The 20,833-nt window shown below is 71.7% G+C and carries 22 protein-coding genes; 7 read left to right on the forward strand and 15 right to left on the reverse strand.

What is annotated here, in order from left to right:
- Positions 1 to 142: 142 nt before the first annotated feature.
- From ACZ6QO_RS14720 to ctaC, 3 genes are read right to left on the reverse strand one after another with little or no spacing between them, the layout of a single operon-like run.
- Positions 143 to 538: a cytochrome c oxidase subunit 4 gene (locus tag ACZ6QO_RS14720; protein WP_465850906.1), complete on the reverse strand. Its 396-nt coding sequence runs from the start codon at positions 536 to 538 to the stop codon at positions 143 to 145.
- Entirely contained in the window at positions 535 to 2,205 is a 1,671-nt protein-coding gene (gene ctaD / locus ACZ6QO_RS14725; RefSeq protein WP_465850907.1) for an aa3-type cytochrome oxidase subunit I, read from the reverse strand. The genes ACZ6QO_RS14720 and ctaD overlap by 4 nt, the downstream gene beginning before the upstream one ends.
- On the reverse strand, positions 2,202 to 2,957 hold the full coding sequence (gene ctaC / locus ACZ6QO_RS14730; RefSeq protein WP_465850909.1) for an aa3-type cytochrome oxidase subunit II: 756 nt from the start codon (positions 2,955 to 2,957) through the stop codon (positions 2,202 to 2,204). Before ctaC ends, ctaD begins: the two co-directional genes overlap by 4 nt.
- Before the next feature lie 249 nt (positions 2,958 to 3,206).
- Between ctaC and ACZ6QO_RS14735 the strand changes: the two genes are divergently transcribed.
- Positions 3,207 to 4,343, forward strand: a complete 1,137-nt coding sequence (locus ACZ6QO_RS14735) for a cysteine desulfurase family protein (protein WP_465850910.1) — start codon at positions 3,207 to 3,209, stop codon at positions 4,341 to 4,343.
- A gap of 96 nt (positions 4,344 to 4,439) precedes the next feature.
- Complete coding sequence (locus ACZ6QO_RS14740; RefSeq protein WP_465850911.1) at positions 4,440 to 4,712, forward strand: sulfurtransferase TusA family protein; 273 nt, start codon at positions 4,440 to 4,442, stop codon at positions 4,710 to 4,712.
- A gap of 90 nt (positions 4,713 to 4,802) precedes the next feature.
- On the opposite strand, the gene ACZ6QO_RS14745 is transcribed toward ACZ6QO_RS14740, so the two are convergent.
- The gene (locus tag ACZ6QO_RS14745) at positions 4,803 to 5,789 is read right to left on the reverse strand and encodes a carbohydrate kinase family protein (protein WP_465850913.1); all 987 of its coding nucleotides are present in this window, start codon (positions 5,787 to 5,789) and stop codon (positions 4,803 to 4,805) included.
- A 398-nt stretch (positions 5,790 to 6,187) separates the two neighbouring features.
- Positions 6,188 to 6,541, reverse strand: coding sequence for an iron-sulfur cluster insertion protein ErpA (gene erpA / locus ACZ6QO_RS14750; RefSeq protein WP_465850914.1), 354 nt, complete (start codon positions 6,539 to 6,541; stop codon positions 6,188 to 6,190).
- A 204-nt stretch (positions 6,542 to 6,745) separates the two neighbouring features.
- On the opposite strand from erpA, the gene nadA reads away from it, so the two are divergent.
- On the forward strand, positions 6,746 to 7,930 hold the full coding sequence (nadA, locus tag ACZ6QO_RS14755; RefSeq protein WP_465850916.1) for a quinolinate synthase NadA: 1,185 nt from the start codon (positions 6,746 to 6,748) through the stop codon (positions 7,928 to 7,930).
- A 24-nt stretch (positions 7,931 to 7,954) separates the two neighbouring features.
- Here nadA and ACZ6QO_RS14760 read toward each other — a convergent pair whose 3' ends face one another.
- The 6 genes from ACZ6QO_RS14760 to ACZ6QO_RS14785 form a co-directional block, all read right to left on the reverse strand.
- Positions 7,955 to 8,716: an SIMPL domain-containing protein gene (locus ACZ6QO_RS14760; RefSeq protein WP_465850918.1), complete on the reverse strand. Its 762-nt coding sequence runs from the start codon at positions 8,714 to 8,716 to the stop codon at positions 7,955 to 7,957.
- 329 nt (positions 8,717 to 9,045) lie between these two features.
- Entirely contained in the window at positions 9,046 to 10,905 is a 1,860-nt protein-coding gene (locus tag ACZ6QO_RS14765) for a phosphatidylglycerol lysyltransferase domain-containing protein (RefSeq protein ID WP_465850919.1), read from the reverse strand.
- Between the two features lie 132 nt (positions 10,906 to 11,037).
- The gene (pspAB, locus tag ACZ6QO_RS14770; RefSeq protein ID WP_465850920.1) at positions 11,038 to 11,598 is read right to left on the reverse strand and encodes a PspA-associated protein PspAB; all 561 of its coding nucleotides are present in this window, start codon (positions 11,596 to 11,598) and stop codon (positions 11,038 to 11,040) included.
- Positions 11,599 to 11,602: 4 nt separating this feature from the next.
- Entirely contained in the window at positions 11,603 to 12,511 is a 909-nt protein-coding gene (htpX, locus tag ACZ6QO_RS14775) for a zinc metalloprotease HtpX (protein WP_465850922.1), read from the reverse strand.
- Positions 12,512 to 12,520: 9 nt separating this feature from the next.
- Positions 12,521 to 12,799 carry a PspA-associated protein PspAA gene (gene pspAA / locus ACZ6QO_RS14780; protein ID WP_465850924.1) on the reverse strand — a complete coding sequence of 93 codons (279 nt, stop codon included), beginning with the start codon at positions 12,797 to 12,799 and terminating at the stop codon, positions 12,521 to 12,523.
- Positions 12,796 to 13,587 (reverse strand): PspA/IM30 family protein, encoded by a 792-nt coding sequence (locus ACZ6QO_RS14785; protein WP_465851134.1) that lies wholly within the window; start codon positions 13,585 to 13,587, stop codon positions 12,796 to 12,798. The genes pspAA and ACZ6QO_RS14785 overlap by 4 nt, the downstream gene beginning before the upstream one ends.
- Positions 13,588 to 13,844: 257 nt before the next feature.
- Between ACZ6QO_RS14785 and ACZ6QO_RS14790 the strand changes: the two genes are divergently transcribed.
- On the forward strand, positions 13,845 to 14,468 hold the full coding sequence (locus ACZ6QO_RS14790) for a DUF3043 domain-containing protein (protein WP_465850925.1): 624 nt from the start codon (positions 13,845 to 13,847) through the stop codon (positions 14,466 to 14,468).
- 185 nt (positions 14,469 to 14,653) lie between these two features.
- Here the strand turns inward: ACZ6QO_RS14790 and ACZ6QO_RS14795 are convergent, their stop codons facing one another.
- Positions 14,654 to 15,841, reverse strand: a complete 1,188-nt coding sequence (locus ACZ6QO_RS14795; protein WP_465850926.1) for an SMI1/KNR4 family protein — start codon at positions 15,839 to 15,841, stop codon at positions 14,654 to 14,656.
- Between the two features lie 56 nt (positions 15,842 to 15,897).
- Between ACZ6QO_RS14795 and ACZ6QO_RS14800 the strand changes: the two genes are divergently transcribed.
- Positions 15,898 to 16,905, forward strand: a complete 1,008-nt coding sequence (locus tag ACZ6QO_RS14800; protein ID WP_465850928.1) for an aldo/keto reductase family protein — start codon at positions 15,898 to 15,900, stop codon at positions 16,903 to 16,905.
- Between the two features lie 130 nt (positions 16,906 to 17,035).
- Here ACZ6QO_RS14800 and ACZ6QO_RS14805 read toward each other — a convergent pair whose 3' ends face one another.
- Positions 17,036 to 17,242, reverse strand: coding sequence for a hypothetical protein (locus ACZ6QO_RS14805; protein ID WP_465850930.1), 207 nt, complete (start codon positions 17,240 to 17,242; stop codon positions 17,036 to 17,038).
- A 258-nt stretch (positions 17,243 to 17,500) separates the two neighbouring features.
- Here ACZ6QO_RS14805 and ACZ6QO_RS14810 point away from each other — a divergent pair, with 258 nt between their 5' ends.
- Both ACZ6QO_RS14810 and ACZ6QO_RS14815 read left to right on the forward strand, forming a co-directional pair.
- Positions 17,501 to 18,604, forward strand: a complete 1,104-nt coding sequence (locus ACZ6QO_RS14810) for a bifunctional adenosylcobinamide kinase/adenosylcobinamide-phosphate guanylyltransferase (RefSeq protein WP_465850932.1) — start codon at positions 17,501 to 17,503, stop codon at positions 18,602 to 18,604.
- Between the two features lie 26 nt (positions 18,605 to 18,630).
- Positions 18,631 to 19,401 carry an adenosylcobinamide-GDP ribazoletransferase gene (locus ACZ6QO_RS14815; RefSeq protein ID WP_465850934.1) on the forward strand — a complete coding sequence of 257 codons (771 nt, stop codon included), beginning with the start codon at positions 18,631 to 18,633 and terminating at the stop codon, positions 19,399 to 19,401.
- Between the two features lie 66 nt (positions 19,402 to 19,467).
- Here ACZ6QO_RS14815 and ACZ6QO_RS14820 read toward each other — a convergent pair whose 3' ends face one another.
- Together ACZ6QO_RS14820 and ACZ6QO_RS14825 are read right to left on the reverse strand one after the other, a co-directional pair.
- Entirely contained in the window at positions 19,468 to 20,466 is a 999-nt protein-coding gene (locus ACZ6QO_RS14820; protein WP_465850936.1) for a DUF1648 domain-containing protein, read from the reverse strand.
- On the reverse strand, positions 20,463 to 20,816 hold the full coding sequence (locus ACZ6QO_RS14825; RefSeq protein ID WP_465850937.1) for a GntR family transcriptional regulator: 354 nt from the start codon (positions 20,814 to 20,816) through the stop codon (positions 20,463 to 20,465). Before ACZ6QO_RS14825 ends, ACZ6QO_RS14820 begins: the two co-directional genes overlap by 4 nt.
- Between the last annotated feature and the right edge of the window lie 17 nt (positions 20,817 to 20,833).

Here is a 20,833-nt window from a genome sequence, read left to right on the forward strand (position 1 = left end):
AAAAAAGCCAAAAAAGCAAAAAAAAGGACCACTTTTCTGCCTCCTCTCTTCCCCCCCCCCCCCCCCCCCCCCCCCGCGGCGAAGATGGGGTATGAGAGGAGGCCTTGGACGCCGGAGGTGGCGGCGTCCCGATGCCGTCCGGTCAGTGCGTGAAGTGACCCCGGTAGTACTGGAAGACGAAGCCGATGGTGGCCATGATCACCGCGAAGGCGCCGATCATGAACATCCACCAGCCGATGACGAAGCCCACGGTCATCAGCGCCACCGCGAGGCACAGGAACAGCGGCCACCAGCTCGACGGGCTGAAGAAGCCCAGCTCGCCCGCGCCGTCGCTGATCTCGGCGTCCTTCCTGTCCTCCGGCTGCTCGCCGATGCGGCGCGCGGTGTAGAGCAGGTAGTAGCCGATCATCAGCGCGAGACCGACCGAGATGGCCAGCGCCGTGGTGCCGGTGGGCTCCTTGGACCAGAACCAGTAGACCAGGTCGACCGCGGCGAAGAAGACGCCGCAGAGGAGGAACAGCCAGCCCTGAACCTTCATCGAACCTCCTCCAGTTCCCGGTCAGGCGCCAGCCCGGGCGGGTTCTTCAGGTCGAAGGCGGGACGCTCCGACCGGATGCGCGGCAGCCTGTGGAAGTTGTGCCGCGGGGGCGGGCAGGACGTCGCCCATTCGAGGGAGTTGCCGAAGCCCCACGGGTCGTCGACCATCACCTTGGGCGCGTGCCGCCAGGTCCGCCACACGTTGTACAGGAACGGCAGCGTCGAGGCGCCCAGGATGAACGCGCCGACCGAGGAGACCACGTTGAGGTCGGTGAACTGGTCGGCCGCCGAGTAGTCGGCGTACCGGCGCGGGAAGCCCTCGGCGCCGAGCCAGTGCTGCACCAGGAAGGTGGTGTGGAAGCCGATGAACAGCGTCCAGAAGTGCCACTTGCCCAGGGTGTCGTTGAGCATCTTGCCGGTGAACTTCGGCCACCAGAAGTAGAAGCCGGAGAACATCGCGAACACCACGGTGCCGAAGACGACGTAGTGGAAGTGGGCGACCACGAAGTAGGAGTCGCTCACCTGGAAGTCCAGCGGCGGCGACGCCAGGATGATGCCGGTCAGGCCGCCGAACAGGAACGTCACCAGGAAGCCCACCGCGAAGAGCATGGGCGAGGCGAAGGTGATGTGACCTCGCCACATCGTGCCGATCCAGTTGAAGAACTTCACGCCGGTCGGCACGGCGATGAGGAAGGTCATGAACGAGAAGAACGGCAGCAGCACCTGGCCGGTGACGAACATGTGGTGCGCCCACACCGCGGCCGACAGGCCGGCGATGGCGATCGTCGCGCCGATGAGGCTGATGTAGCCGAAGATCGGCTTGCGGCTGAAGACCGGCAGCACCTCGGTGATGATGCCGAAGAACGGCAGCGCGATGATGTACACCTCAGGGTGCCCGAAGAACCAGAACAGGTGCTGCCAGAGCATCGCACCGCCGGTCGCCGAGTCGAAGATGTGCGCCCCGAGGTGGCGGTCGGCCTCCAGGCCGAGCAGCGCCGCGGCCAGCACCGGGAACGCCAGCAGCACCAGGATGCTGGTGAGCAGGATGTTCCACGTGAAGATCGGCATCCGGAACATCGTCATGCCGGGCGCGCGCATGCAGATGATCGTGGTGATGAAGTTGACCGCACCGAGGATGGTGCCGATGCCGGACATAGACAGACCCATGATCCACAGGTCGCCGCCCAGGCCGGGGGACGAGATGGCGTCCGACAGCGGGACGTAGGCCGTCCAGCCGAAGGAGGCCGCGCCGTCGGGGGTGAAGAAGCCCGAGACGGCGATGGTGCTGCCGAACAGGTAGAGCCAGTAGCTCACCATGTTCAGACGGGGGAACGCCACGTCCGGCGCGCCGATCTGCAGCGGCATCAGCTCGTTGGCGAAGCCCGCGAACAGCGGGGTCGCGAACATCAGCAGCATGATCGTGCCGTGCATGGTGAACAGCTGGTTGAACTGCTCGTTGCTGACGAACTCAAGGCCCGGCTGGGCCAGCTCGGCGCGCATGATCAGAGCCATGACGCCGCCGATGAGGAAGAAGATGAACGAGGTGATCAGGTAGAGGTGCCCGATCACCTTGTGGTCGGTCGAAGAGGCCCACCGGGCGATGACGGTCCCCTTGCGGGCACGCCGCGGCGGAACCGCACCTCCGATCGGCGCGTTGATGGCGGTCACTGGGCACTCCCCGCCTGGCTGTTGACATATCGGTCGTACTCGGCCGGGGGCACGAGCTTCACGGTGAAGAGCATGCGGCTGTGGTCGACGCCGCACAGCTCGGCGCAGCGGCCGGCGAACTCGCCGCCCTTGTTCAGCGTGTGGATCTCGAAGACGTTCTTCACGCCCGGGATCACGTCGCGCTTGAACAGGAACGCGGGCACCCAGAACGAGTGGGCCACGTCGTCGGACTTCAGGTCGAACTGCACCGACTTGTCCTGCGGCAGCACCAGGACGGGCCGCTTGGCGGGGGTGCCGACGACCTGGACCGTCTTGCCGCCGTACTCGCTGGTGAAGCGCCAGCTCCACTGGAAGCCCTCGACCTGCACCTTGACGTCGGGGTTGGCCGACACCTGGGTGATGGTGTTCTCGTCACGGGCGGTGAAGTAGAAGAACACCGCGACCATGATGATCGGGACCGTGGTGTAGAGGATCTCGATCGGCAGGTTGTAGCGCACCTGGGGCGGCAGGGCGTCGCCGCTGTTCTTGCGCTTGCGGTGGAACGCGCAGGCCCACAGGATCAGGCCCCAGACGACGACACCCACGGCGAGGGAGGCGATCCAGGCACCGTTCCAGAGACTCTGGATGATGCCGGCCTCTTTGGTGACGCCTTGGGGGAAGCCGGCACGATCCCACGTGCCAGGGCCCCCACACGCCGTCAGGGAAACCAGCAGCGCCGCCAGGGCGGCGGCGCCCGGCACCCTTCGGGCCAACGGACGCCGTCTAGTACGGCGGGTCGGACTCACGGATCGCCTACCCCACAGATAAAGCCCAAGAGTCCCCCTCCTGGGCGGTCGTTTCCAGATTCACGATGTTCGCGCTCTTGGTTGGCTCACGTCACGCTGGGGGACACATTAGCGCGGACAGGGGCCGCCCTCCTTCTCAGCCCCCGCGAACGCGGCGGGCGCCTCGCCGCGCTCCCCCGCCTCGGCGGGCCGTGGCGCGGGTGCGAGCATGAACGCGTGGCGTACTTCGACGCGGCCTCGGCCGAGCCCCTGCACCCCGCCGCCCGCGAGGCGCTGATCGCCGCGCTCGACGCCGGCGGCGCCGATCCGGCCCGGCTGTACGGCGCGGCGCGGCAGGCGCGCCTGCTGCTCGAACGTGCCCGCGCCGAGGCCGCCGAGGTGATCGGCGCCCGCCCCGACGAGGTCTCCTTCACCTCCTCCGGGACGCAGGCCGTCCACCTCGGGGTACTGGGGACGCTGCTCGGCCGCCGCCGCGCCGGGCGCCGCGTGGTGGCGAGCGCGGTGGAGCACTCCAGCGTGCTGGCGGCCGCCGCCGCGCACGAGCGCGAGGGAGGCGCCGTAGAACTGGTCGGCGTCGGCCGGACGGGACGGGTGGACCCGGCGGAGTTCGGCGCGGCCGTCGCCGCCGAGGGCACCGCGCTGGCCTGCCTGCAGACCGCCAACCACGAGGTCGGCACCCTGCAACCGGTCGCCGAGGCGGCCGAGGCGTGCCGCGCGGCGGGGGTGCCGCTGCTGGTGGACGCCGCCCAGACGCTCGGGCGGCTTCCCGTCCCGGCGGGCTGGTCGGTGCTGGCGGCCAGTGCGCACAAGTGGGGCGGGCCCGCCGGGGTCGGGGTGCTGGCCGTACGCAAGGGCACGCGGTGGCGTTCGCCGCTGCCGGAGGACGAGCGCGAGCGCGGCAGGGTGCCGGGCTTCGAGAACGTGCCCGCCGCCGTGGCCGCCGTGGCCGCGCTCCGCGCCGCCGCGGCCGAGGCCGAGGAGGAGAACGCGCGGCTCTCGGCGCTGGTGGACCATGTGCGCCGTACCGTGCCGCGCCTGGTGCCGGACGTCGAGGTGGTCGGCGAACCGGAGCTGCGGGCACCCCATATTGTGACGTTTTCGTGTCTTTACGTACCCGGTGAGGCGATCCTCGCCGAATTGGACAGGGCAGGGTTCGCCGTATCGTCCGGCAGTTCATGCACGGCGAGTACGCTACGTCCATCCCATGTGTTGGAGGCGATGGGGGTGCTCACGCACGGCAACGTCCGCGTGTCGCTGCCCCGAGGCGCCTCCGCCGCGGACGTCGACCGGTTCCTCGCCGTCCTGCCGGACATCGTCCGGCGCGTCCGCGAGAGCGTGGGAGTGAGGTCGTAGAGATGCGCGGCGGACCACGGGGTCCGGGCCCTCGCGGCGAGCCCGCCGCGGCGGGACGCGCGGGCGGGCGGCGGCGACGGCGAAGGTGGATCAGCGATGGCAGGCTCGCAGCAGGCGGCGGCCGGGGCGCCACAGCCCTCGGCCGCGCTCACGATCGACGCCCTGGGGCGCAAGTGCCCCATTCCGATCATCATGCTGGCCGAGCAGATCAACCAGGTGCCGCTCAACGCGACCGTGGCCGTCCTCGCGGACGACCCGGCCGCGTTCACGGACGTCCCGGCGTGGTGCCGGCTGAAGTCGCACCACCACGTGGGCACCTATGAGCTGCCCCAGGGCGGCTGGGCGATCCACGTGCGCCGCAACTACTGACCGCGCGGCGGCGCGACCCCGCGGCCACCACGGGCCGGACGGCCGCGCCGCGCGGATGTCCTCGCGCGGGCGGTCACGCCGCGCGGGCGGTCAGGCGTAGTGGCACACCAGGTGCGGCTCGACCTCGGCTGCGGCGCCGGCGCCGTAGGCGGAGGCGAAGCGCTCCATGAACGCCTGCTTGCCGAGCTGGTACTCCTGCCCGCCGACGTGCTCGAGGACGTAGGTGGCGGTGAGGTTGCCGATCTGGCCGCAGCGCTCCAGCGACAGGCCCCAGGACAGGCCGGACAGGAAACCGGAGCGGAAGGCGTCGCCCACGCCGGTGGGGTCGGCCTTGCGCAGCTCGGGGGTCGGCGGGACGTGCACGCTCGGCTCGCCCTGGCGGTCGATGCGGGCCCCCTTCGGCCCCAGGGTGGTCACCCGCACCCCGACCTTGGACAGCACCTCTTCGTCGGACCAGCCGGTCTTCTGCTCGACGAGGGCCTTCTCGTAGTCGTTGGTGAACAGGTAGGCGGCGCCGTCGACCAGCGACCGGATCTCCTCGCCCTCCATGCGCGCGAGCTGCTGGGAGATGTCGGCGCCGAAGGGGATGCCGCGCTGGCGGCACTCGTCGGTGTGGCGGAGCATCGCCTCGGGGTCGTTCGGGCTGATCATGACCAGGTCGAGCCCGCCGACGCGGTCGGCGACCGGCCGCAGCTCGATGAGCCGCGCCTCGGCCATCGCCCCGGTGTAGAAGGAGGCGATCTGGTTGTGGTGCTCGTCGGTCGTGCACAGGAAGCGGGCGGTGTGGTGCAGGTCGGAGACGCGCACCGAGCCGCAGTCGACGCCGTGGCGCTCCAGCCATGAGCGGTAGTCGGCGAAGTCGTCGCCGACCGCGCCCACCAGGATCGGCGTCAGGCCGAGGCACCCCATGCCGAAGCAGATGTTGGCGGCGGTGCCCCCGCGCCGGATCTGCAGTTCGTCGACGAGGAAGGACAGCGACACGCGGTCGAGCTGCTCGGCGATGAGCTGGTCCCCGAAGCTTCCTGGGAAGGTCATCAGATGATCGGTCGCGATGGATCCGGTGACGGCGATGCGCACGGGCTCGCTCTCCTCGTTGTCAGCCTCGATGAGCCCGCCAAGAATACGCCAACGAACTCGTCCCGGCGCCGCGAACCGCCACCGACGATCTTCTCACCGGGACGCCGGCCCGGTCGCGGCCCGCGCCGGGGCGGGCCAGGTCATCGAGGGCCGCCGGGTGACCTGCGGCGCGGCGCGGCGGACCCCGGCGCACCCCTACCGCTCCGGGGCGCGGCGCCGCCCGCCCCCGGTGCGCGCCGGAGGCGCGAGAACGAGGCAAGAGAACACTGTCGGCCCGGTGACATGGCCGCCCATGACCACTCTCCGCCGCCATGAACCCTGGGCCCGGCGAGCCCGGGGTGCGGATACGCCTGAACCCCGCCCGGCGGTACGTCGAGCGGGGGCGGGCGGAGATGTGTTTAGTTGAACGAGTCGCCGCAGGCGCAGGAGCCCGTGGCGTTCGGGTTGTCGATCGTGAAGCCCTGCTTCTCGATGGTGTCGACGAAGTCCACCGTGGCACCCATGAGGTAGGGCGCGCTCATGCGGTCGGTGACGACGCTGACCCCGCCGAAGTCGGAGACGACGTCCCCGTCCATCGAGCGGTCATCGAAGAAGAGCTGGTAGCGCAGGCCCGAGCAGCCACCGGGCTGCACCGCCACCCGCAGCTGAAGGCCCTCTTCGCCCTGCTGTTCGAGCAGGCTGCGCACCTTGGTCGCGGCCGCGTCGGTCAGGACAAGGCCCTGCTGCGTGGTCTCGCTGCTCTCAACCGTCATCTGTTGACTCCCCGTCTGCCAACGCCCCTCGGGGACGGAGGCCTGGTTCTGAGGTCTCATTCAGACGCTACCAACAGCCGGACCCCTCTACACATTCCTGTCTCAGCCCGCGGTCCTGTCCCACCCCCTCCGCGCGGTGCATCGCCCGACGTATGCCATCATTAGTCGTCAACTAGACGATAAGCCCCTTAAGAGGTGTAAGCCGTGACGACTACCGAAACCGGCCTTCCGCTCTTCGTCCTCGGCCAGGGCACCGACCCGCACAGCGAACGCGGCGTCGACTGCCCCGGCGACCTGCCCGCGGCCTCGGATCCCGAGCTGGTCGCGCGCGCGGTCAGGGCCAAGGCGGCGCTCGGCGACCGGGTCTTCGTACTCGGGCACCACTACCAGCGTGACGAGGTCATCCAGTTCGCGGACGTGACCGGCGACTCCTTCAAGCTCGCCCGCGATGCGGCGGCCCGGCCCTCCGCCGAGTACATCGTCTTCTGCGGCGTCCACTTCATGGCCGAGTCCGCCGACATCCTGACCGGCGACTCCCAGCGCGTGGTCCTGCCCGACCTGGCCGCCGGCTGCTCCATGGCGGACATGGCGACCTTCGACCAGGTCGAGGAGGCGTGGGACGTCCTGACCGACCTCGGCATCGCCGACGTCACCGTACCGGTGACCTACATGAACTCCTCGGCCGACATCAAGGCGTTCTGCGGGCGCAACGGCGGCGCCGTCTGCACCTCCTCCAACGCCCGCCGCGCCCTCACCTGGGCGTTCGACCAGGGCCCCGACGGGCCGGCCAAGCAGGCCGGCGACCGCAAGGTGCTGTTCCTGCCCGACCAGCACCTGGGCCGCAACACGGCCGTCCTGGAGATGGGCTTCTCGCTGGACGACTGCGTGGTCTACAACCCGCACCGCCCGAACGGCGGCCTCACCGACCAGCAGCTCAAGGACGCCAAGGTGATCCTGTGGCGCGGGCACTGCTCGGTGCACGGCCGGTTCTCCGAGAGCTGCGTGGACGAGGTCCGCGAGCGCATCCCGGGCGTCAACGTGCTGGTGCACCCCGAGTGCAAGCACGAGGTGGTCACCAAGGCCGACTACGTCGGGTCGACCGAGTACATCATCAAGATGCTCGACCAGGCCCCCGCCGGGTCGGCGTGGGCCGTCGGCACCGAGCTGAACCTGGTCAAGCGGCTGGCCGCCCGGCACCCCGACAAGACGGTGACCTTCCTCGACCGGACGGTCTGCTACTGCTCGACGATGAACCGCATCGACCTGCCGCACCTGGTGTGGGCGCTGGAGTCGCTCGTCGAAGGCCAGGTCGTCAACCAGATCACCGTCGACCCCGACACCGCCCACTGGGCCAAGGTCGCCCTCGACCGCATGCTCGCCCTCCCGTAGCCGCGGCCGGGGGAGCCGCGCGGGTCAGAGGAGCTCGTACACGGCGCGGACGGTGACGGTGACGGTGCCGTGGCCGGGGTTGAGGGAGGCCTTCTCGGCCATCATCGCGAAGCGGGAGGGCGGGACGTCGCCCTCCTCTTCGAGCTTCATCACGCGGCCGAGCCGGCGTCCGGCCAGCTCGGCGTACTGACGCGCCTTGCTCTGCGCGTCCCGGAACGCCGTGGCGCGCGCGGCCCTCACCAGCGCCGCCGCCTTGGACACCTCGAACGAGATGCCGTTCAGCCGGACCTCCTCCCCCACCCCCGCGACCGCGTCCACCACCGCGTCCGCGCGGGACAGGTCGCGCACGTGCACCTCGGCGCCCTGGGTGGCGCGGTAGCCCACGACCTTGGGGTACTTGTCGTACTCGGCGCCCAGGGTCAGATCGTTGGTGCGCAGGTCCCGCTCGGCCACCCCGGCGGCCAGCAGCGCCTCGGTCAGCTTGCGCGCGGCCGCCTTGACGGCGGCGAACGCCTCCCCCGCCCGCTCCCTGCGCGCCTCGACGCCGACGTTGATCCGCATCAGGTCCGGGGTGACCTGGACGGTCCCGCGTCCGACGACGACGAGCTCGGCCGGATCGGCGGCGGCGCGCACGCGGTGGGCGGGCGCCTTCGCGCCGTCACGGGCCTGGACGGGGGCCGGCACGGCGGCGGCGGTGGCCGCGAGGGCGGGGACCGCCTGTGCTCCGGCGAAGACGAAGGCGGTGGCCGCCAGCGCCACACTGAACGCCACACTGAACTTGGTCATGAGCACATGGCACCACCGGGCGGCCCCGGCTCCGGCGCGCCCTTCCCGGGCACGGCCGGAACTTGACCAAGGTCAGGTGGTCCTGGTGTAGCGCAGGAACAGTTCTTGATACTCCGCCGCCTCGGCCGTCGCCGGCACGCGGGTGGCCTCGCCGTCGAAGCAGACGACCACGGAGTTCCCCCTGGCCGCCCTCCCCCAGCCGTCCGGTGAGCTCGTAGCCCCCGACCCGGACGGGGTCACCCGGTCGTATCGGCACCGGGTTCGGCATGGCGCCCTCCACCCCCACTTATGGGCTTATCACACCCCGCGGCGGGGACTTGGGCGAATCTTTACCTGCCGCCCCATCCCGTACCCGTAGCGTGACCCGCGGCGCCGGAGCCGGAGCCAGAGGCGGAGCCGGCGCCGCCGTGGCCGCGGCGCCGGAGCAGGGTCAGCAGGCTCGGCACGGTGAGGAACCCCTCGGCGATCGCGGAGGCCAGCCCCACCTTGGGCAGGTCTCGGGTGTCGTCGTAGGCGAGGAAACGCGGCACCCAACGGGGGTGGTACTTGGCGTTGGCCCGGTACAGCGACTCGAGCTGCCACCACCGGGAGCAGAACACCAGCGCGCGCCGCCACAGCCGCAGCACCGGCCCGGCGCCGAGCCGCGCCCCGCCCTCGAAGACCGAACGGAACATGGCGAAGTTGAGCGAGACGCGCTTGACGCCGAGCCCCGACGCCCGGCCGATCAGCCCGGCGACCATGAACTCCATGAGCCCGTTGTCGGCGTGCCGGTCGCGCCGCATCAGGTCCAGCGACAGGCCGTCGTCGCCCCACGGCACGAACGACAGCATGGCGGCGGGCTCTCCCGCGGCGTCCCCGGCCTCCACCAGCACGCACTCGCCGTCGGCCGGGTCGCCGAGCCTGCAGAGCGCCATGGAGAAGCCCCGCTCGGTCTCGGTGTCGCGCCAGGCGGCGGCCCGTTCGATGATCTGCCGGACCTCCTCGGCCGACAGCTCGGCGTGGCGCCGGACCCGCAGCGTGAAGCCCGCGCGCTTGACCCGGTTCACCGCCTGCCGCACCCCGCGCATCTCGCGGCCCGCCAGGCCGAACTCGGCGACCTCGATGACCGCCTCGTCCCCCAGCTCCAGGACGCGCAGTCCGGCGCGCGCGTAGGCGTGGGCGGCGGCCTCGCTGGGTCCGAGGACGGCCGGCGCCCAGCCGTAGCGCCGCGCCTCGTCCAGCCACGCGCGGATGGCCGGGCCCCAGGCCTCGACGTCGCCGATGGGGTCGCCGCCGGCCAGGCAGACGCCTGCCACCACGCGGTAGGAGATCGCCGCCTTGCCGCTCGGCGAGAAGATCGCCGCCCGGTCGCGCCGGGTGGCGAAGTAGCCGAGCGAGTCGCGCGAGCCGTAGGCCGCCAGCAGCGTGCGGATGCGCTCCTCGCTCTCGGGCGGCAGCTCGGCCTTGGCCCGCTGGGAGCGGAACAGCACGGCGAAGGCGACCAGCACCGCGACGGCGCTCAGGATGCCGATGACGGAGTTCACCCAGAACGGCGGCCGTCCCGTGCGGTAGAAGTCGAGGGTGACCACCCCGCCGAGGGTGCGTTCCAGCGCCCAGGGCAGGTGGTCCTTCGCCTGCAGGGTGCCGGGGAACAGCGTCACCAGGCCGTACCCGACGCCGAAGGACACCGCGAGCAGCGAGCCGAGCGTGAGCAGGGCCTTGCGGAACGACGCCCGCCGCATCGGGGCGAAGAACTGGTCGTGCGCCGCCGCGAGTACGCCGAGCACGACGGCCGACACCGAGAGGTTGACCTCCGAGGCGACCACCTGCCCCATCAGCGCGAACTCCTCCACCAGGTCGGGCATGAGCGAGGCGGACAGCACGATGGCGAGGTTGCCGAGCACGAGAAGGGCGAAGAAGGCGACGAGCACCCAGTACGCGGCCCGCTTGTGCCGGGCCAGGGCTCCGGCGAGGATGCCGAGGAACACCGCGTAGCCCAGGTTCGGCTCGACGGGGAAGACCGCCATCTCGAGCAGGGTCGTGACCGGCCTGAGCAGGTGGCGCACCGGCGCGACCAGCGCGATCGCCGCCGAGTAGACCGCCGCCACGGCGATGCCCACCGACATGACGCGGGGCACGACGGCGCGCAGGCGCTCTCCGGCGTGGGCTTCGGCGGCCGCTCCAGCGCGGCCATGGTCGGTCACTGCCACCCTGTTTCCCCCCGGCGATGGCTGATGTGCCGGGTGGTATACCCCGCGTTTGGCCTGGCTAAGGGCGTAACGACCAGAGTGATCGTTTTCGTACGCGCCCTTGACGCGCGGCAAAGACGAGAGCGGGGGAGGTCAGAGGCCGGGGGCTCCCCAGAGGGGAAACCAGCGGGACAGGTCGGGCTCGATGCGCAGCTCGCCGGAGAGCGCCCCGCGGACCTGCAGCTCCAGCGGGTTGTCCCTGCGCTCTCCGCCCAGCGGCGCGAACGGGTAGAAGGTGCCCTGCTTGTACAGGTAGACGACCGCCAGCCGCCGCCGCGAGGCGTCGGTGAAGGAGACGAGCGAGCACAGCAGCGACGGGCCGAACCCGGCGCTCTCTAGTGAGGAGTTGACGCCGTGCAGGTCGGTGACCAGCGCGCTCAGGTCGTCGGCCGGGCGGCGTACCAGCAGCCAGGTGTAGCCGTAGGAGTCCTGTGACCGCTCGACCTCGACGTCGCCGAGCAGGGCGTTGATGTCCTGCTGCAACGTGGCGAACGCCCCGCCCTCGGCGGAGCGGAAGCAGACCGAGCCGAGCCCGGTCGGCTCGAACGCGGTGGCCGCCTGCAGGGTCACCGCGGCCGGCGGAAGCGCGAACAGCGCGTCGAGGTTCGGCCGGGCGGGCTTGCTGCGGCCGAGGAGCGCGTCCAGCCAGCCCATCGGCTCAGGCTCCGCGGCCGAGCTGGGCGGCGATCCGGTTGAGCTGGTCGAGCCGGCGCTCCAGGGGCGGGTGGGTGGCGAACAGGGTGGCGAGGCTCGCGCCGGCGCGCCCGGAGACCGCCGGGGTGAAGAAGAAGGCGTTGAACGCCTGCGCCTCGCGCAGGTCGCGCGTCGGGATGCGCGACATCTCGCCGGTGACCTTCACAAGGGCGCTGGCCAGGGCGGAGGGCCGCTGCGTCAGCAGGGCTCCGGCGCGGTCGGCCGACAGTTCGCGGTAGCGCGACAGCGCCCGGGTCAGCAGGAAGCTGATCGCGTACACGACGACCGAGACCAGCATGATGATGAGCCCGATCGGCGGGCCGTTGTTGTTGCCCCGGTCGCGGCCGAGCCCGGAGTACAGCGCGAAGCGGGTCATGAGGCCCGCGACGATGCCGAGGAAGGAGGCGAGGGTCATCACCGCGACGTCCCGGTGCGCCACGTGCGACATCTCGTGGGCGATGACGCCTTCCAGCTCGATCGGGTCGAGCCGGCGGAGCAGGCCGGTGGTCACGCAGACCACGGAGTTCTTCTGGTTGCGCCCGGTGGCGAAGGCGTTGGGCACGTCGGTGTCGGCGATCGCCACGCGCGGCTTCGGAGTGTCGGCCAGGGCGCACAGCCGGTCGATCAGGCCGTGCAGTTCGGGCGCCTCCTGCGGTGAGACCTCTCGCCCGTGCATCGCGAACAGCGCGATCTTGTCGGAGAAGAAGTACTGGACCAGCAGGAGGCCCCCGGCGAGGACGAGAACCACGACCGCCTGGACCCCCAGGGCGATCAGGACGCCCACGAAGACGACGTAGAGCAGGCCCAGCAGGAACATGGTGGTGACCATGCGCACCGTCAGACCCCGGTCGGGGGCATACCGGGTTTGTGTCATATCTACAAGCTATCCCGGGATAAGCCCGGAATCGCCAAGCATGCCTCTCACTTCGTCGATCGAAGCGTCGGCCGGCGGCAAAATCAGCTCCGAGGGCTCCAGGGCGTCGTCGGGCAGCGGCTTGCCGATCTGGCGCACCTTGTCGAGCAACGCGTGGAGCTTGGTGCGGAACTGCGCCTCGTCGTCGACCTCGATGGCGGCCTCAAGCTCGGTGTCGAGCGAGTTCAGCACGTCGATGTCGCCCTCGGCGACCTCGACCTGTCCCTCGCCCATGATGCGGACGATCACAGGCCCTCCCCCGGCTGACGGTACTGCTGGGTCGGCTGGGACTGGGACTGCTGCTGAGGAGCCTGCTGCTGGCCCGGGTGGCCGGCCTCGATCGCGTCACGCGGCGCCGGGCCCTGGCCCAGCTCGGCCTTCATGCGGGCCAGTTCGAGCTCCACGTCGTTGCCGCCGCCCATGCGGTCGAGCTCGGCCTGGATGTCGTCGCCGCGCTGGCCGCTGAAGTCGTCCAGGGCGCCGCTCGCCAGCAGCTCGTCGATCGCGCCCGCGCGGGCCTGCATCTGGGCGGTCTTGTCCTCGGCCCGCTGGATCGCCAGGCCCACGTCGCCCATCTCTTCGGAGATGCCGGAGAACGCCTCGTTGATGCGGGTCTGCGCTTCGGCGGCGGTGTAGGTCGCCTTGATGGTCTCCTTCTTGTGGCGGAAGGAGTCCACCTTGGTCTGCAGACGCTGGCTGGCGAGGGTGAGCTTCTCCTCCTCGCCCTGCAGGTTGTTGTGCTGCACCTGCAGGTCGGCGATCTGGGTCTGCAGGGCGGAGCGCCGGCTCAGCGCCTCGCGCGCCAAGTCTTCACGCCCGACGCTCAACGCCTTGCGGCCCTGGTCCTCAAGCTTCTTCGCCTGCTGCTGGACCTGATTGATCTGCAGCTCCACCCGCTTGCGCGAGGTGGCGACATCGGCCACGCCCCGGCGCACCTTCTGCAGAAGCTCAAGCTGCCGCTGATAGGAGTAGTCGAGGGTCTCGCGCGGATCCTCCATCTTGTCCAGGGCCTTGTTGGCCTTGGACTTGAAGATCATGGAAAGTCTCTTCATCACGCTCATGCGCGTTGGCCGTCCCCTTCTTAGGTAGTGCTGTGCCTATGCTCCCGCTCGCTGCGACGCTCGCCGGCCGTATGCTCGCTTCGCTGGCATCCATGCTCCCTCGCGCCGACTCGCAACTCCATAGGCTGCCCGCTCATCGTCAGCCCCCGATTATCGCGGCTAAGTCGCGTAGGTCCACCCTACGCATAACGCACGAGGGCGTCATTAAGTTGCACCCCCGGTAGGCTGACGTCGTGTTCCGACGTCGCACGCAGGCCCCCACGGATGACAGCCCCTCATCGTCCTCAGAGACGCAGTCGAAAACCGCGGGCAAGGGCCGGCCAACCCCCAAGCGCCGCGAGGCCGAAGGCCGCCGCCGCCAGCCGGTGACCGCTCCCGGCAATCGCAAAGAGGCCTACAAGCAGGCGCGCGAGCGCCAAGCCGCCGAGCGGGCGCGCGCCCGCGAGGGCATGTTGAGGGGAGATGACCGTTATCTCCCTGCCCGAGACCGTGGGCCGGCGCGCAAGCTCGCCCGTGACTGGGTCGACTCCCGCCGCACGATCAGCCAGTATTTCCTTCCCGTCTCGCTGCTGCTGCTCGTGATCCTGTGGACGGTCCCGATGTTCGGCGGCCAGGCCGGCATGGCCCTGTACTCCTACGCCATCACCATCCTGTGGCCCGCGATGATCATCGTGGTCGCGGTGAGCGCGGTGTGGGTCGCGCAGCGGGTCAAGAAGGAGGTCGCGCAGCAGCTGCCCGACGAGAGCCTCCGCGGCGTCGGCTTCTACGCCGCCATGCGCGCCATGCAGATCCGCCGCCTGCGCTTCCCCCCGCCCACCGTCCTGCCCGGCGGCAAGCCCGTCCCCCCCAAGAACTGACCCGCCTCACCGGCGACGGAAATGGTGGCCCCCGCGCTCCCTCGGCGGCCACCATGCTCCCGTCTCCGGGTGGATGTTCAGAAGGCGCCGCGACGGCGGGAAGTGGGTACGGCGACATCGGCGCCCTCGTACGGCGAGACGCGGCCGGACCCCGTGGCCGGCGGCGCACTGGCGCGGGCCCTCGATCACCGCGTCCAGCGCAGGCGCCCTGCGGTCACCGTGGGGCGCAGGCCGCGCACCGGGCCGCCCGTCTCCAGCGACTCGGCCGCCGCCTTGAGCAGCGCGTAGAAAGACGTCCAGCTCTCGCCGGAGGCGAATGACGCGCCCTCGGCGCCGGCGCCGAACCGCCGCACATCGCCGCGCCGGGGGTCGATCACCCCGGTCGCGCCGGCCGCGCCCACGGGAACGGGCGCGGTGTCGCCCTCAGGGGCGCGGGACGCCGGGGTACCGTCCGTGGACGGCGGCTCCGCAGCGGGCGCGGCGAAGGGGATCAGCCGGCCGTCCCACCGCCCCGCCGTCGACGGCGAGCCCGCGCCAGAGGCGGACGCGGCGCACAGGCCTCGCCAGGTGTCGCGGATCTCGCGCACGCCGAAGGCCCGCCACTGCGGCAGCACCGCGCCCTCGCCGCCCGAGGGCCCTCGCGCGCCCTCTGTTCCCGTGCCGTCGTGGCGCAGCAGCGACGCGCGCAGGGCGGCGGGGAACCGCATGCCCGTCTGGGCTTCGGCGATCGCGATGGTCCGCGCCCTCGCGGGCGGGCGCAGCCCGGCGTAGGTCACCGGCGCGTTGGCCTTCAGCCACCTCTCGACGCGCCGCCACTGGTGGTTCACCGCCCGGAGCACGCGGGGGTCCACCGGGCGCAGGACGAGACGACGCCCCTCGGGAGGACACGCGGCCGCCGTCGTGCTCGTGGCCGGCACGCCGCTGACCTCCGGAGAGGCAACCGGAAGCGGCACACCGCTTGCGGACGCGTCCGATGAAGGAGAGGCGTCCGGCGAGGACCCGCCCGCGGCGCGCGCGGAAGGGACGGAAGAGGCCGCCGCCGCCACCGGAGAGGGGGCGTCCCCCATGGCGCGGGCGCCGAGGAGGCCGGCCGCCACGGCGACGAGGCCCGCGGCCGCGACCGGCGCCGCCCACCGCTTCCCGCGCCGCCCGGCCGCGGCCCGCGGCGCGACCGGTTGCGGGGAGACGGCGGGGCGATGGGTGGGGTCGGCGGCGGGGCGATGGGTGGGGTCGGCGGCGGGGCGATGGGTGGGGTCGGCGGCAGGGCTGCGGGGGAGGGCGCGCAGTGCGCGGGCCGCCACGAACAGGGCCGCGCACACGGCGGCCACCGCGAGCGCGCGCCGTACAACCCCGCGTGTGATCAACCGCCGCACCCGGGGCAGACTACCCCGAAACAGATCACGAGTAAGCGACAGTTAGGGTCAAAGGCATGCAATATCGCCATCTTGGCCGCAGCGGTCTGAAGGTCAGCGAGATCAGCTACGGCAACTGGATCACCCATGGTTCCCAGGTCGAGGAGGACGCCGCCAAGGAGTGCGTGCGGGCGGCCCTCGACGCGGAGATCACCACCTTCGACACCGCCGACGTCTACGCCGCGACAAAGGCCGAGGAGGTCCTCGGCCGCGCGCTGAAGGGCGTGCGCCGCGAGTCCGTCGAGATCTTCACCAAGGTCTACTGGCCCACCGGCACGGGACCGAACGACTCGGGGCTGTCGCGCAAGCACATCACCGAGAGCATCCACGGCTCGCTCCGCCGCCTGCAGACCGACTACGTCGACCTCTACCAGGCGCACCGCTACGACTACGAGACGCCGCTCGAAGAGACGCTGAAGACCTTCGACGACCTCGTGCGGCAGGGCAAGGTGCTGTACGTCGGCGTCAGCGAGTGGAGCGCCGCGCAGATCGCCGACGCGCTCAAGATCGCCGACGAGATGGGGTTCGACCGGCTGATCTCCAACCAGCCGCAGTACTCCATGCTGTGGCGGATCATCGAGGCCGAGATCGTGCCCCTCTGCGAGAAGGAGGGCGTCGGGCAGATCGTCTGGTCCCCCATCGCCCAGGGCGTGCTCACCGGCAAGTACCAGCCGGGTCAGGCCCCGCCCGCCGGTTCACGGGCGACCGACCCCTCGGGGTCGGGGTTCATCTCGCGCTTCCTGGACGACGACGTGCTCAAGCGCGTACAGGACCTCAAGCCCATCGCCGCCGATCTCGGCCTCAGCATGGCGCAGCTGGCGGTCGCCTGGGTGCTGCAGAACCCGAACGTCTCGTCGGCCATCGTCGGCGCCACCCGCCCCGAGCAGGTGCTGGACAACGTCAAGGCGTCCGGCGTGAAGCTGGAGGCCGAGGTCATGGCCAAGATCGACTCTGTGCTCGGGGCGATCGTCGAGCGCGACCCGGCCAAGACCGTGAGCCCGGCCACCCGGCCGGGGCCACGGTAGCGGTCACCGCCGCCACGGCCGGGCCGGCATAAAGGCGCGGCCGTAAAGGCGTTCTGTCGGGTCCCTTGGGTTTTCGGTCACTCTGACAACGTTTGTCACATGGACATCAGGAAAGCCAGGGGGCCTGGCCTCACTCCACACGCAGCGACATCCCGGCGTACTCGACTTTGTCGTCTTCCAGCAGCGTGACCCGCTCGACTCCCGATTCGAGCAAGGTGCGCCAGTTTTCACCGAGCCATGACTCGGCATCGGCCTGACTCGGGAAGATCTCGCGTGGAAGCGGGCCGTCCATAACCTCACCACCGTTAGCGTTTTCATAACGCCAGCGCCAAGTCATGCCATACGCTCCTTTTCGCGGGGTTTGCCCATTGCCTCACCAGGCTGTGCAGACCCTATCTCCTGGAGTCTGCCGCAGATCTTGCCGTGCGGTCGGCGGGACAGGCCAGAGGGCGAGGAGAAGCGCGGAGGACCCGCGCGACCGTGCGACAGCCGAGACAGGAGGCCGACCGATGCCGCCGACGTTCCGTCTTCCGGCGCCCGCCGCCGGACCCGGACTCGCGACGGCGGCCGTGGCGACCCCCGTGGCAAGGGCATAGTGAAGGTTCTTCTCTCCGGCACCGCCGGTCCGTACGGCTGGCCCGAGCCCGGCTGCGGCTGCGCCTCCTGCCGCCGCCTGCCCTCCGGCCACCGCCTGCCCACCACGGTGGTGCTCGACGACGTGGTGCGGCTGTCGGCGCCCGCCGGCGTCCGCCTCACTCCCCCGGCGGCGATGCCCAAGGGGTACCGGATGACCGTCACGCCGGACGGCTACGCGGTGAGCGGCCCCGACCGCGGCCGGGTCCTGTACGCCGACTCCGCCGACGACCTGTCGGGCGCGCCCTCGCCGAGCTGGGCGGAGGACGCCTACGACCTGGTGCTCATCGACCTGCTCGACCGGCCGCAGCGGCTGGGCGACCTGCGCAGGCGCGGCCTGGTCACCGCGCGGACGCAGGTGGTGGCCATCCATCTGGACCACCGGATCCCCTCGGAGGACGAGCTGCGCAGGCGGCTCGGCTTCTGGGGCGCCCAGCTCGTGGACGACGGCACGATCATCGACACGCGAACGCCGGCCGCGACGCGCCCGGCCGTCGCCGGCCGGGTGCTGGTGCTCGGCGGCGCGCGCTCGGGCAAGTCCGGCGAGGCCGAACTGCGGCTGATCACCGAACCCGATGTGACCTATGTCGCCACCGGGCCGGCGGGCGGCCGGGACGCCGACTGGCTCGCCCGCGTCCGCGCCCACCAGTCGCGGCGCCCGCCGTACTGGACGACCATCGAGACCACCGAGCTGGAGGCGCTGCTGCGCTCGGAGAGCGGACCGCTGCTCATCGACGGCATCGGCACCTGGCTCGCCGCGGTCTTCGACGCCTGCGGCGCCTGGGGCGACCCCGCGCACGACCGGCCCAGGGGCAGGAAGCCCGGACGGTTCGGCACGGCCCTGGACGCCGTGGCGGCGCGCTGCGACGACCTGGTGGCCGCCTGGCGGCAGACCCGGGCCCAGCTGATCGCGGTCAGCGACGAGGTGGGCCTCAGCGTCGTCCCGGCCACGGCGAGCGGACGGGTGTTCCGCGACGCGCTCGGCCGGCTGAACCAGCGCCTGGCCGCGGAGTCGGAGGAGGCCGTGTTCGTCGTCGCCGGCCGCGTCGTCCCCCTTCCCATCTGACGGCGGCCGCTGATATGTCCCCTGACATGCCCCCACCCGCCGCCCCGGAGGAGCCGGTCGCCGCCGGACTGCGCCTGGCCGCAGGCACCTTCACCATCTGGCCGGCCGGCCTGCCGCGCACCGACCGCGTCACCGCCGGATGGGCCATGGCCCTGGCCCCGGTGATCGGCCTCGGCCTCGGCCTGGTCGCCGCGGCCGTCATGGCCGGCGCGAGCCTGCTGGTCTCGCCGCTGCTCGCCGCCGCGCTCGGCCTCGGCTCGCTCGCCGTGCTCACGCGCGGCCTGCACCTGGACGGTCTCGCCGACCTGGCCGACGGCCTGGGCAGCGGCAGGCCGCCCGAGCAGGCGCTGGACATCATGAAGCGCTCGGACATCGGGCCGTTCGGGGTCGTGACGCTGGTCTTCACGCTGCTCCTCCAGGCCGCGGCGGCGGCCGAGGCGGGGCCGGCGGCGCTCATGCTGGCCTGTGTCACCGGGCGGCTGGCCGTGACCTGGGCGTGTGTCGCCGGTGTGCCGGCGGCCCGTCCCGGCGGCCTCGGGGCCATGGTCGCCGGGACGGTGCGGCAGAGCACGGCGATCATCGGGACGGCCGCGGTCGCCGCCGGTGCGCTGGTCCTCGGGCTGCTGACGGGCGAGCCGGTGGCCTGTCCGCTCGCCGTCGCGGCCGGCCTCGGGGCGGCCTGGGCGACGCGCGCGCACGCCACCCGCCGGCTGGGCGGGATCAGCGGGGACGTGCTGGGCGCCCTGGTCGAGATCGCCACGGCCGCCGCCCTCATCACCTGCGCCGCCGCGTTCTGATCCACCACGTGCAGATCCGTCGCGTTCAGATCCGCCGCCCTCTGATCCACCCCGGCCTCACGCCGGTCAGGAGGACATGGCCTGGCGGGTGGAGATGAGGGCGTTGAGCAGGGCGGCACCGCGTTCGGCGTCGTCCACGCTGACGGCCATCTCACCTCCGGAGGCGTAGCGCACGACGAGGCACTCGCCACCGCGGATCATGATGGTCGACGCCCCGGGAAGGCCCCGGATGCCCCATCCGCCCACCTCCAGCGGCCGGCGCAGCTCGACCCTGGCGCTCTGGATGCCGGCGAGCGGGATCGTCCGCCTGGGCCAGTGGAAGGGGCCGAAGGTGATGACCAGGCCCTGCTCGCTCACCCGGGCGCCGACCGTCGAGAGGCCGCCGCCGGCCACCGCGGCGAGCGCCAGCGGGAAGACCGCGTCACGGACGCCGCCGCCCCCGGCGACCAGGCCGAGGACCGCGACGACCACCAGGCCCGCCAGGGCCGCGAGGCTCAGCCCGGAAAGCCACGGGTTGGACGCCGTCGAGACCCACACCGAGCGCCGGTCCGGGCGCAACCGGAGACTGCGGCCCTGTGCCGCGCGGGCCTGGCGCGGGTCACCCTGCGGATCGCCGGGCCCCGTCGAGGCGAGCAGCCCGCCGATCGCCGCGAGCAGGACCGCCGCGATGAGGATCACCAGGGTCTGGCCGCCGACCGCCCCGGCGTCCTGCCATCCGGCGCGGTCGAGGTTGGCGGCGAGCGTCGTCCACTGCATGCCCAGCGCGACGCCGGCGCCGCCCGCCAGGGTGGCGGCGGACGCCCTGCGGCGCGACGCGAGGCGCGCGCCGTCCCCGCCGAGCAGCAGGCGCGCGGCGACGCCCGCGGACGCGGCCCACAGCAGCGCCTGGAAGCCGAGGGCGGACCAGAAGGACATCGCGCCGTCCGGCCCGCCCGACGGCCCCCAGTGGGTGGCGAGCGGCTCGGGGAGCCTGTCGCGGAGGGCGAGGGGGACGATGACGAGCGCGGCGGTCACCGCCGCGGCCCACACGCCGGCCGTCAGGAGGAACCGCGATCGGTACGTCATGACGACTCCATCTCCTTCATGATCTCCAGCACGTCCGCCGGGGCGTAGCCGTACCGCCCGGCCTCCTCCAGCAGTTCGCGCGCCATGCGCGCGACGACCTCGCGGCCGTCGGGAGGAGCGAGCACCGAGACGCCCCTCCCCCTGCGGAACTCAAGGACGCCCTCGTCGCGGAGACGGCGCAGGGCGCGCAGCACGGTGTTGGCGTTGACGCCCAGCGCGGCGGCGAGCTCGCGCGCCGAGGGCAGCCGCTGACCTGGAAGAACCAGGCCGGAGGCGATGGCGTGCCTGATGGCCCCTGCCACCTGCTCGTGCAGCGGCCGTGGATCGTTGAGATCGAGCGTGAGCAGCATAGTGCTATTGAAACTAG

Source organism: Sphaerisporangium sp. NPDC049457 (assembly GCF_055586705.1).